We start from the raw sequence: 12,000 nt of genomic DNA on the forward strand, positions 1-12,000 counted from the left end.
GTCGTTCGTAGGATCGGAGGGCCTGGGGGCTCAGGGGATTGTGGTTGTGACCCGGGGCTTCATGGATTCCGCGGAGCATCGCCTTGGCGATTGCGCAGAGGACGGCAAGCTGCCTCCGACACGTCGTGGGACGACACCACTCCCGGTCGGCCCGGGGCCAGGGTCACGTCGAATCGCAGGCATGCCGCGAGGTGGGGGGTGTCGCCCAGCGGGGCGTTGGTGAACCGTTGGGTGATACCAACACTCCGTCGATGCCGTTCAACCAGGGCGTGGGGGCCGACGGCGCGTGCCATCTCGCTGGACGTCAACTCTCCTCCACCAGCATCCCTCGCCAACTGTTCCCAGGCCTTGAAAGCCGTCCGGTAGACGGTGTTCAGTTCCCGCTCTCTGAGATCTGGCTCTTGGCGGGGGCAGGCCTTCAGCGAGCGCGTCGTTACCGAGGCACCCAGGGCGCGCATGCGGGTGACGGCGTAGGAGTAGCAGCGAGTGACCTGTCCGCGTCCTCCCGCGATCGGGTTGCCGTCGTCATAGGAAGAGGTGAAGGCGGCCACCACCTCGGCTACGGCGTCGTGGACGGTGTAGGAATCCAGGTTCGCGGTCCGCGAGGCCTGCCACAGCGTGAAGTGAACTTGGGCGGACGAGGGGAACGGTGTGTTTCCACTCTGCCGGATGGCGCGGCCGAACGCATGAGCCAGGTTGGTGGACGCCTTTATGGCCGCCTGCTTGTTGTGGTGCGCGGTCCTTTTCTGCCCGATGTACACGCTGACGACGGCGACGAATACGAGGGCGCACACCGCACCGAGGGCCTTGGCCCACGGTGCGGTGCGTCCCATTCTGGGATCACGCCTCAACGGCGTTGCCTCTTGCTGTCCGGGGCGGCGTTCGCCTCGCGCGGACTTCCGATCGCCTGCTGCATGGCGTCAGCGTATGCGGAAGTCCCGGTCCTGTTGGGGTGATAGCTCTCCCTGCTGATGCACCCACTTTTTCGCGGCCCGCTCGCGCCACGGCAACACCCACCAGAAGCACCGCACCCGCAACCCCTGCCTGTACCGCGGGCCGAAAACACCTACCTCCGTGAGAGCTGGATCAGCGTGCCACTGCCGAGCCGGCCACCCACCGGGTCAGAGCCGAAGCTGAGCTGCGCGCGTCGCCGAAAGGGCCGGAGGCCCGGATCGCGCCGAGGTCGCGCTCGCCCCGAAGAACGACAAATCCCCACGGTCGACAAACAACCGTGGGGAGATCGTAAGTGTCCGAGGGGGGACTTGAACCCCCACGCCCGATAAAGGGCACTAGCACCTCAAGCTAGCGCGTCTGCCATTCCGCCACCCGGACCAGGTGTGTCTCCGCGGCTGGCCGCGGCGACATGCACCACGATACCAAGGTTTCGGAGTGCGTTTCACCTGCGTATGCCGGGCGCCCACCCCCGCGCCGACCTGGGGGGACGCGCGGGTGGGCACGGAGGGTGACCGGCGGTGACTAGGTGGGCATCAGGTGGTAGTCGGGGAAGTTGCCCGGGAGGCGTTCGGGGGCCGGGCCCTCGGTGACGGCGCGGATCAGGAGGTCGCCGCCGACGAACGCGCCGCGCCAGGAGGCGCCGAAGCCGCCGAAGAGTTCGTCGCGGTCGCCGCGGGAGCGGGGCGTGCCGTGGCCGGTTTTGAAGGCGCGGATCTGGGGGGCCAGGCGGGCGTAGGTGGCGGGGTCGTCGCAGGAGAGGGTGGCGACGAGGGCGCCGTTGCTGGCGTTCATGGCGGCGAGCAGTTCGGCCTCGGTATCGACCAGGACGAGGGTGTCGACGGGGCCGAAGGGCTCGGCGTGGTGGAGGGGGGAGGTGGAGGGTGGGTTGAGGAGGGTGATGGGGGCCGCGTAGGCGGAGAGGTCCTGGCCGGGGAGGAAGTGGCCGTCGGCGAGGTCGCCGCGGTGGAGGGGGACGGCGCCGCGGTCGACGGCCTCGGCCACCTGGTCGGCGAGCTCCTTGGCCTTGGCCGCGTTGATCAGGGGGCCGAAGTCCAGGGCGGGGAGGTGGTCGGAGGGGTTTTCCACCGCCAAGGGGTGGCCGACGCGGATGGCACGCACCGCCGGGAGGTAGACGGAGAGGAAGGCGTCGAAGGACGAGCGCTGGACGACGAAGCGCGGATAGGCGGTGCAGCGCTGCTTGCCGTAGTCGAAGGTCTTGCGGATCAGCGGGGCGAGGGCGTCCCAGTCGGTGAAGTTCCAGATGCCCCAGGCGTTGAGCCCCTCCTGCTCCAGGATGTGGCGCTTGCCGAGGTCGGCGACGGCGGTGGCGACCCGGGCGCCGGTGTCGCGGCCGCCGACGAAGGAGACGCAGCCGATCTCGGGCGAGCGGACCAGGGCCTCGGAGAGCTCACCGCCGCTGCCGCTGACGAGGGTGACCGGGATGCCCTCGCGGGCGGCGAGCGCGCAGGCGAGGGTGAGGAAGGACAGCCCGCCGTCGGTGGGGGTCTTGGCGATGACGGCATTGCCGGCCAGCGCCTGGACGAGCAGGGCGTGGGCGAGGACGCTCATCGGGTAGTTCCAGCTGGCGATGTTGGAGACCGGGCCGGGCAGCGGGGTGCGGCCCTCGGCCATGCGGTCGATCTCGTCGACGTACCAGCGGACACCGTCGATGGCCCGGTCCACATCGGCCTGGGCCAGCCGCCAGGGCTTGCCGATCTCCCAGACCAGGAGGAGGGCGAGCAGTCCCCGGTGCTCGCAGAGCGCGTCGAGAGTGGCGGACACCCGCGCCCGGCGCTCCGGGAGGGCGATATGGCGCCAGCCGCGGTGCTGGTCGAGGGAGGCGCGTACGGCCTGGTGGGCGGTGGTGGCGTCGAGGCGTGGCGGGCCCGCGATCGGGGTGCCGTCGACGGGGGTGGTGGCGGGGAGGGCCCGGCCGTCACGGTGCCAGGTGCCGTTCCAGAGGTTGAGGACGCGGTCGTCCTGGAACGCCTCGGGGGCTGCGGCCAGGCAGCGCCGCCAGGCGTCGCCCCAGGCGGTTCCGGGCTTGAGGGTGAGGGTGGGTGCCATCGGTGATCTCCGCTCTCGTTGCACAGGCGCGGGGCGGGATGTGGCCGGGTGTGGCGATGTGGCGGGACATGGCGGTCCGTACGTCACCCGCCACGTACGCGGTGTGGCTGTGCGTGGCGGGTGTCCCTACGGGGAGGAAGGTGGCGGTACGGAGCGTGCCGGTGGCCGGGTCGCGGAGCGGGTACGGCTCAGCTCACGCGGCGTCGCCGGGCGTTTCGGCCGGCTCGGCCAGCAGCGCCATCACCAGCCCGGCGGTCTCCGTGGGGGTCGCTCCCACGGACACGCCCGCCGCCTCCAGCGCCGCCTTCTTGGCCGCGGCGGTGCCCGAGGAGCCGGAGACGATGGCACCCGCGTGACCCATGGTGCGGCCCTCGGGGGCGGTGAAGCCGGCGATATAGCCGACGACCGGCTTGGTGACGTGGTCGGCGACGTATCGCGCGGCGCGCTCCTCCGCGTCGCCGCCGATCTCCCCGATCATCACGATGAGGTCGGTGTCGGGGTCGGCCTCGAAGGCGGCCAGGGCGTCGATGTGGGTGGTGCCGATGACCGGGTCACCGCCGATGCCCACGCAGGTGGAGAAACCGATGTCGCGCAGCTCGTACATCAGTTGGTAGGTGAGGGTGCCGGACTTGGAGACCAGCCCGATCCGGCCCGGTTTGGTGATGTCGGCGGGGATGATGCCGGCGTTGGACTGGCCCGGGGAGATCAGTCCGGGGCAGTTGGGGCCGATGATCCTGGTGGCGCGGGCCCGGGCGTACGCCTGGAAGGCGACCGCGTCATGGACCGGGATGCCCTCGGTGATGACGACGGCGAGCGGGATCCGGGCGTCGGCGGCCTCGGTGACGGCGGCCTTGGCGTGGGGCGGCGGGACGAACAGGACGCTCACATCGGCGCCGGTGGCGTCCATGGCCTCGCGTACGGAGCCGAAGACGGGCACCGTACGGGCGTCGATGTCGACCCGGGTCCCGGCCTTGCGCGGATTGACACCGCCGACGACATCGGTGCCCGCGGCGAGCATCCGCCGGGTGTGCTTCATGCCTTCCGCGCCCGTCATGCCCTGGACGATGACCTTGCTGTCCTTGGTGAGGAAGATGGCCATGATGTGCGCCCCCTACGCGGCGAGTTCGGCGGCGCGCGCGGCGGCGCCGTCCATGGTGTCGGCCTGGTGGACGAGTGGATGAGCCAATTGGCCAAGGATGGCCCGGCCACGCGCGGCGTTGTTGCCGTCGAGCCGGACGACCAGCGGCTTGGTGAGGGCGACGGTGTCCAGGGCGCGCACGATGCCGTCGGCCACCGCGTCGCAGGCGGTGATGCCGCCGAAGACGTTGACCAGGACAGAGCGCACCTCGGGGTCGTCGAGGACGAGGGACAGCCCGTCGGCCATCACCTGCGCCGAGGCGCCGCCACCGATGTCGAGGAAGTCGGCGGGGCGGGCGCCGCAGCCCGCGACGACGTCCAGGGTGGACATCACCAGGCCCGCGCCGTTGCCGATGACACCGACCCGGCCGTCCAGTTTGACGTAGCCGAGCCCGGCGGCCGCGGCGCGGGCCTCCAGCGGGTCCCGGGCGCGGTCGCCGGAGTCGTCCCACGACGGCTGCCGGAAGCGGGCGTTGTCGTCCAGGGTGACCTTTCCGTCCAGGGCCACGATCGCGCCGTCCCGGGTCACCACCAGCGGGTTGATCTCGACCAGGAGGGCGTCGTACGCGGTCAGGACGGTCCACAGCCGGCTGATGGTCCCGGCCGTCTCCGGCGGCAGTCCCCCGGCGGCGGCGATCTCGGCGGCCTTCGCCTCGGTCACCCCCTCGGCGGGGCCGATCGGGATCCGGGCCACCGCCTCGGGGCGGTGTGCCGCGACCTCCTCGATCTCCATACCGCCCTCGGCGGAGGCGATGGCCAGGAAGCGGCCCGCGGCCCGGTCCAGGGTGAAGCCGAGGTACATCTCCCGTGCCACCTCGACGGGTTCGGCGACCATCACCCGGTGGACGGTGTGGCCCTTGATGTCCATGCCGAGGATCCGGCGTGCGGTCCGCTCGGCCGCCGCCGGGTCGTCGGCGAGTTTCACCCCGCCCGCCTTGCCCCGGCCGCCGGTCTTCACCTGGGCCTTGACGACGACGCGGCCGCCGAGCCGCTCGGCGGCGGCGCGGGCGTCTTCGGCCGTGGCCACGACCTCGGCTCGCGGCACCAACACGCCGTTTTCTCGGAGGAGTTCCCGTGCCTGGTGTTCGTACAGGTCCATTGCCCGCTCCCTGATGACCGGTCAACAGCGCTTGAACCAGCGCTGGATCGAACGAGTGGCGCACGCCCCCTGGACATCGCTCGGCCGATGGTGGGATAACAAAGTTCATACAGGATAACGTCGACTGTATGCAATCCAGCGATCCATCTGCGAGGCACGCACCGACCCCTACGAAGGGACGCGATTCGCCATGCCCGACGACAGCCAGGACGTCATCTCCGGCGGGCACTTGGTCGCCAAAGCACTCAAGGCAGAGGGCGTGGAGGTCATCTATACCCTCTGCGGCGGCCACATCATCGACATCTACGACGGCTGCGTCGACGAGGGCATCGATGTCATCGACGTACGCCATGAACAGGTCGCCGCCCACGCCGCCGACGGCTACGCCCGGATCACCGGCAAGCCCGGCTGCGCCGTCGTCACCGCCGGTCCCGGCACCACCGACGCGGTCACCGGCGTCGCCAACGCCTTCCGCGCCGAGTCACCCATGCTGCTCATCGGCGGCCAGGGCGCCCACAACCAGCACAAGATGGGATCCCTGCAGGACCTTCCGCACGTCGACATGATGGCGCCGATCACCAAGTTCGCCGCCACCGTCCCGGACACCGCCCGCGCCGCCGACATGGTCTCCATGGCCTTCCGCGAGTGCTTCCACGGCGCCCCCGGGCCCTCCTTCCTGGAGATCCCGCGCGATGTGCTGGACGCCAAGGTGCCGGTGGAGGCGGCCCGCGTCCCGCAGGCCGGACACTACCGCGCCTCCACCCGCAGCGCCGGCGACCCCGAGTCCGTCCAGAAGCTGGCCGATCTGCTGGTCCAGGCGGAGAAGCCCGCGATCCTGCTGGGCAGTCAGGTGTGGACCACCCGCGCCACCGACTCGGCCATCGATCTGGTGCGTACGCTCAATGTGCCCGCGTATATGAACGGCGCGGGGCGCGGCACACTGCCGCCCGGCGATCCGCACCACTTCCAGCTCTCCCGCCGCTACGCGTTCTCCAACGCCGATCTCATCGTCATCGTCGGCACGCCCTTCGACTTCCGGATGGGCTACGGCAAGCGGCTCTCCCCCGATGCCACCGTGGTCCAGATCGACCTCGACTACCGCACGGTCGGCAAGAACCGGGACATCGACCTCGGCATCGTGGGCGACGCCGGGCTGGTGCTCTCGGCCGTCACCCAGGCCGCCTCGGGCCGCATCAATGGCGGGGCGGGCAAGCGCAAGGAGTGGCTGGACGAGCTGCGCGCCGCCGAGCAGAAGGCGATCGAGAAGCGGCTGCCCAGCCTCCGCTCCGACGCCTCCCCCATCCACCCGTACCGCCTGGTCAGCGAGATCAACGACTTCCTCACCGAGGACTCGATCTACATCGGCGACGGCGGCGACATCGTCACCTTCTCCGGTCAGGTCGTCCAGCCCAAGTCGCCCGGCCACTGGATGGACCCGGGGCCGCTGGGGACGCTCGGCGTCGGTGTGCCGTTCGTGATGGCCGCCAAGCAGGCCCGCCCCGACAAGGAGGTGGTGGCGCTCTTCGGCGACGGCGCGTTCTCCCTGACCGGCTGGGACTTCGAGACGCTGGTCCGCTTCGACCTGCCGTTCGTCGGCATCGTCGGCAACAACTCCTCGATGAACCAGATCCGTTACGGCCAGAAGGCCAAGTACGGCGAGGAGCGGGAGCGGATCGGCAACACCCTCGGCGATGTGCCCTACGACCAGTTCGCGCGGATGCTCGGCGGCCACGGCGAGGAGGTCCGCGACCCGGCGGACATCGGCCCGGCGCTGCGGCGCGCCCGGGAGTCCGGCAAGCCGTCGCTGATCAACGTCTGGGTGGACCCGGACGCGTACGCCCCCGGAACCATGAACCAGACCATGTACAAGTAGGGAGCCGCCACCATGTCCCAGGCTGCCCAGGCCAATCAAGCTCTGACGGGCATCCGCGTCCTCGACATGACGCATGTGCAGTCCGGTCCCTCCGCCACCCAGCTGCTCGCCTGGCTCGGCGCGGACGTGATCAAGCTGGAGAACACCACCGGGGACATCACCCGCAAGCAGTTGCGGGACCTCCCCGACGTGGACTCGCTCTACTTCACGATGCTCAACTGCAACAAGCGGAGCATCACCCTCAACACCAAGTCCGAGCGCGGCAAGGAGATCCTGACCGAGCTGATCCGCCGCAGCGATGTGCTGGTGGAGAACTTCGGCCCGGGCGCCGTGGACCGCATGGGGTTCTCCTGGGAGCGCATCCAGGAGATCAATCCGCGGCTGGTCTACGCCTCGATCAAGGGGTTCGGCGAGGGCCCGTACACCAAGTTCAAGGCGTACGAGGTGGTCGCGCAGGCCATGGGCGGGTCGATGTCCACGACCGGCTTCGAGGACGGCCCGCCGCTGGCGACCGGCGCCCAGATCGGCGACTCCGGCACCGGGGTGCACTGTGTGGCGGGCATCCTCGCCGCGCTCTACCAGCGCACCCACACCGGGCGCGGCCAGCGGGTCAATGTGGCGATGCAGCACGCGGTGCTCAACCTGTGCCGGGTCAAGCTGCGCGACCAGCAGCGGCTGACGCACGGTCCGCTCGCCGAGTACCCGAATGAGGACTTCGGCGACGAGGTGCCGCGCAGTGGCAACGCCAGCGGTGGCGGCCAGCCGGGCTGGGCGGTCAAATGCGCGCCCGGTGGGCCCAACGACTACGTGTACGTCATCGTGCAGCCGGTCGGCTGGGAGCCCATCACCCGGCTCATCGGCCGCCCCGAGCTGGCCGAGGACCCGGAGTGGGCCTCGCCGGAGTCGCGGCTGCCGAAGCTGGCCAAGATGTTCCAGCTGATCGAGGAGTGGTCGAGCACCCTGCCCAAGTGGGAGGTGCTGGAGCAGCTCACGGCCCACAACATCCCGTGCGGGCCGATCCTGTCCACCAAGGAGATCGTCGAGGACGCGTCGCTCGCGGCCAACGAGATGATCGTCGAGGTCGACCACCCCGAGCGCGGCTCGTTCACCACCGTCGGTTCCCCGCTGAAGCTCTCCGACTCCCCGGTCCAGGTCGAGCGCTCCCCGCTGCTGGGTGAGCACAACGAAGAGGTGTACGTCGGGGAGCTGGGACTCGGCGACGAGGAAGTGCGGCTGCTCAAGACGAACGGAGTGATCTGACGGTGACGTATGACAACGATGCCGTGCGCGCGGTGCTGGACGCCGCCCGCGCCGAGGGGCGCACGGCGCTGACCGCTCCCGAAGGGAAGCGGATCACCGATGCCTATGGCATCCCGACCCCGGCCGAGGGGCTGGCGGAGACCGTCGACGAGGCGGTGTCGCTGGCCGACCGGATCGGCTTCCCGGTCGTCCTGAAGATCGTGTCCCCGGACATCCTGCACAAGACCGACGCGGGCGGGGTCCGGGTGGGGCTGGGCTCCTGCGCCGAGGTGCGGGGCGCGTTCACCGCGATCGTCGACAACGCCCGCTCCTACGACCCGAAGGCCCGGATCCAGGGCGTCCAGGTGCAGCAGATGATCCCGGACGGCGGGCAGGAGGTCATCGTCGGCGCGGTCACCGATCCCACCTTCGGCAAGGTCGTGGCGTTCGGCCTCGGCGGGGTGCTGGTGGAGGTGCTGGGGGACATCACCTTCCGGCTGGCCCCGGCGACCGAGGACGACGCGCTGTCGATGCTGGACGGGATCCGCGCCGCCGAGGTGCTGCGCGGGGTGCGCGGCGGACCGGCGGTGGACCGCGTGGCGCTCGCCGATCTGATCGTGCGGGTCTCCCGGCTGGTGGCGGACTTCCCGGAGATCACGGAGGTCGACCTCAACCCGGTGTTCGCCACCGCGAGCGGGGTGCTCGCCGCCGATGTGCGGCTGCTGATCGGGGACCCCGCCCCGCAGGAGCGCCGCCGCTACTCGCGCGAGGAGATCCTGGGCGCGATGCGCCGGCTGATGCAGCCGCGCTCGGTGGCGGTAGTGGGCGCCTCCAACGAGCAGGGCAAGATCGGCAATTCGGTGATGCGCAACCTCATCGACGGCGGCTTCCCCGGGGAGATCCACCCGGTGAACCCCAAGGCCGACGACATCCTGGGCCGCAAGGCGTACAAGAGCGTCACGGACGTCCCCGGCGAGGTGGATGTGGCGGTCTTCGCGATCCCCGCGAAGTTCGTGCCCGCCGCGCTGGAGGAGGTCGGCCGCAAGGGCATCCCGAACGCCGTGCTGATCCCGTCCGGGTTCGCCGAGACCGGCGAACACGAGCTGCAGCGGCGGATCGTGGAGATCGCCGAGGAGCACGGGGTACGGGTGCTGGGGCCCAACATCTACGGCTACTACTCCACCTGGCAGGACCTGTGCGCCACCTTCTGCACCCCGTACGACGTCAAGGGGCCGGTGGCGCTCACCTCGCAGTCCGGTGGCATCGGGATGGCGATCCTCGGCTTCGCCCGGACGACCAGGACCGGTGTCTCGGCGATCGTCGGGCTCGGCAACAAGTCCGATGTGGACGAGGACGATCTGCTCACCTGGTTCGGTGAGGACGACCGCACCCAGTGCATCGCCATGCATCTGGAGGACCTCAAGGACGGCCGGGCCTTCGTGGAGGCGGCGCGGGCCACGGTGCCCCGGAAGCCCGTGGTGGTGCTCAAGGCGGGCCGTACGGCGGCGGGCGCCAAGGCGGCCGGCTCCCACACCGGCGCGCTGGCCGGGGACGACGCGGTCTACGACGACATCCTGCGGCAGGCAGGGGTGATCCGGGCGCCGGGGCTGAACGAAATGCTGGAGTACGCGCGGGCGCTGCCCGTGCTGCCCACGCCGCAGGGCGACAACGTCGTCATCATCACCGGCGCCGGGGGCTCGGGGGTGCTGCTGTCGGACGCGATCGTCGACAACGGGCTGTCGCTGATGGAGATCCCGGACGATCTGGACGCCGCGTTCCGCCGCTTCATCCCGCCGTTCGGCGCGGCCGGGAACCCGGTGGACATCACCGGCGGCGAACCGCCGTCCACCTACGAGGCGACCATCCGGCTGGGCCTGGAGGATCCGCGGATCCACTCACTGGTCCTGGGCTACTGGCACACCATCGTCACCCCGCCGATGGTGTTCGCCGAGCTGACCGCGCGGGTCGTCGAGGAGTTCCGCGCCCGGGGCATCGCCAAACCGGTGGTGGCCTCGCTCGCGGGCGACACCGAGGTCGAGGAGGCGTGCGCCTACCTCTTCGAGCGCGGGGTCGTGGCTTATCCGTACACCACCGAGAAGCCGGTGGCCGTTCTGGGCGCCAAGTACCGCTGGGCCAGGTCAGCGGGGCTGCTCACATAAGCCACCACGTTTCCCGGAGCACGAAGAGTTTGGACAGGGGGCGCTGGCCGGGTTCCTTCGAAGCCAAGGGGACGACATGAGCACTGCAGAACGACCGGAGGGGGCCCTCCCCTTCCGTGAAGTGCAGGACAGCAAGGGACGCACGTATCGCATCGGCGAGACGGACCGCGACATCCTGGGCCACAGCCGCAAACTGATGGTCTATCTGCCGTGGATCGCCATGATGGCCATCAGCGTGTCCGAGTACGCGTACGGCTCGGCCGAGGACACGCTCTCGGAGGCGCACGGCTGGACCCAGAGCAACACCTTCTGGATCCTGAGCGTCTGGGTGTTCTTCCAGGCCGGGATCGCCTTCCCGGCCGGGTGGCTGCGGGAGAAGGGCATCCTGACCGCCCGCGCGGCGATGTTCCTGGGGTCGGGGCTGTGTCTGATCGGGTTCGTGGCCCTCGCCCACCTGGACAACGTTTTCGCCGCCATCGTCGGATTCGGCGTCATCGGCGGGCTCGGCTCCGGATTCATCTACGCCACCTGCATCAATATGGTGGGCAAGTGGTTCCCGGAGCGGCGCGGGGCGAAGACGGGGTTCGTCAACGGCGGGTTCGCCTACGGCGCGCTGCCGTTCATCTTCATCTTCAACTACTGGTTCGACACGGGTAACTTCGACGAGGTCCTGGACCTCATCGGGGTCTATGTGCTGATCGCCGTGGCGATCTGCGCCTGGTTCTTCAAGGACCCGCCGAAGAACTGGTGGCCCGCCGACATCGACCCGCTGAGCTACAGCGGCAACGCCAAGAGCGCGGCGAGTCTGGCGAAGAACCCGCCGGCGGCGCGGCAGTACACGCCCAAGGAGGCCATCAGGACCGGGATGCTGCCGCTGATGTGGGTGTCCCTGGTGCTCACCGCCGGGGTGTCCATCTTCGGCATCTCCTTCCAGGTCGACTACGCCAAGGAGGTGGGCTTCGGCCCGCTGGTGGCCGCCTCGTCCATGGGCATCATGTCCGTCATCAACGGTGTCGGACGCGGGGTGGTCGGCTGGCTCTCGGACCTGTGGGGGCGCAAGACGACCCTGGTGTTCGTCATCGTGGTGCTGGGCCTCGCCCAGTTCGGGGTGATCTGGGCCGGCAACATCCACAACGAGGTGCTGTTCCTCTTCTTCGCCTTCCTCTCCGGATTCGGCGGCGGCGCCTTCTACCCGATGTTCGCGGCGCTGACCCCGGACTACTTCGGGGAGAACTACAACGCCACCAACTACGGCCTGGTGTACAGCGGAAAGCTGATCAGCGGGCTGTTCGGCGGCGGCCTGGGCTCGATGGTGGTCGACTCCTGGGGCTACGACGGCGCGTACGCGCTGGCCGGGGGCATCTCCATGCTGGCGGCCGCGGTGGCCCTGCTGCTGCGGCAACCGGGTCGGCCACGGGTCCGGGGCATCGCCCCGAACCCGCAGCCGATCAGCCGCGAGGCCGTCTAGCTCC

Annotated in this window: 8 protein-coding genes and 1 tRNA gene; 4 read left to right on the forward strand and 5 right to left on the reverse strand. The window is 70.0% G+C overall.

Annotated features, from left to right (window positions below):
- Window positions 1-59: 59 nt before the first annotated feature.
- The 5 genes from J8403_RS10555 to sucC form a co-directional block, all read right to left on the reverse strand.
- A complete protein-coding gene (locus J8403_RS10555) occupies window positions 60-833 on the reverse strand; it encodes a hypothetical protein (protein ID WP_211122954.1) in 774 nt (257 codons plus the stop codon).
- Between the two features lie 414 nt (window positions 834-1,247).
- Window positions 1,248-1,332: transfer RNA gene (locus J8403_RS10560), tRNA-Leu, on the reverse strand.
- 144 nt (window positions 1,333-1,476) lie between these two features.
- The gene (locus tag J8403_RS10565) at window positions 1,477-3,021 is read right to left on the reverse strand and encodes an aldehyde dehydrogenase family protein (RefSeq protein WP_211122955.1); all 1,545 of its coding nucleotides are present in this window, start codon (window positions 3,019-3,021) and stop codon (window positions 1,477-1,479) included.
- Window positions 3,022-3,214: 193 nt separating this feature from the next.
- Window positions 3,215-4,120 carry a succinate--CoA ligase subunit alpha gene (gene sucD / locus J8403_RS10570; protein WP_211122956.1) on the reverse strand — a complete coding sequence of 302 codons (906 nt, stop codon included), beginning with the start codon at window positions 4,118-4,120 and terminating at the stop codon, window positions 3,215-3,217.
- Window positions 4,121-4,132: 12 nt separating this feature from the next.
- On the reverse strand, window positions 4,133-5,272 hold the full coding sequence (gene sucC, locus J8403_RS10575) for an ADP-forming succinate--CoA ligase subunit beta (RefSeq protein ID WP_281427990.1): 1,140 nt from the start codon (window positions 5,270-5,272) through the stop codon (window positions 4,133-4,135).
- A gap of 175 nt (window positions 5,273-5,447) precedes the next feature.
- Here sucC and J8403_RS10580 point away from each other — a divergent pair, with 175 nt between their 5' ends.
- The 4 genes from J8403_RS10580 to J8403_RS10595 all read left to right on the forward strand — a co-directional run bounded on the left by J8403_RS10580 (window position 5,448) and on the right by J8403_RS10595 (window position 11,996).
- Window positions 5,448-7,130 (forward strand): thiamine pyrophosphate-binding protein, encoded by a 1,683-nt coding sequence (locus J8403_RS10580; protein ID WP_211122958.1) that lies wholly within the window; start codon window positions 5,448-5,450, stop codon window positions 7,128-7,130.
- A 12-nt stretch (window positions 7,131-7,142) separates the two neighbouring features.
- A complete protein-coding gene (frc, locus tag J8403_RS10585) occupies window positions 7,143-8,390 on the forward strand; it encodes a formyl-CoA transferase (protein ID WP_211122959.1) in 1,248 nt (415 codons plus the stop codon).
- A 2-nt stretch (window positions 8,391-8,392) separates the two neighbouring features.
- On the forward strand, window positions 8,393-10,528 hold the full coding sequence (locus J8403_RS10590) for an acetate--CoA ligase family protein (protein ID WP_211122960.1): 2,136 nt from the start codon (window positions 8,393-8,395) through the stop codon (window positions 10,526-10,528).
- A gap of 76 nt (window positions 10,529-10,604) precedes the next feature.
- Window positions 10,605-11,996, forward strand: coding sequence for an OFA family MFS transporter (locus J8403_RS10595; RefSeq protein WP_211122961.1), 1,392 nt, complete (start codon window positions 10,605-10,607; stop codon window positions 11,994-11,996).
- Window positions 11,997-12,000: the final 4 nt, after the last annotated feature.

The sequence above is a fragment of the Streptomyces yatensis genome, from assembly GCF_018069625.1.
GTDB lineage: Bacteria > Actinomycetota > Actinomycetes > Streptomycetales > Streptomycetaceae > Streptomyces > Streptomyces yatensis.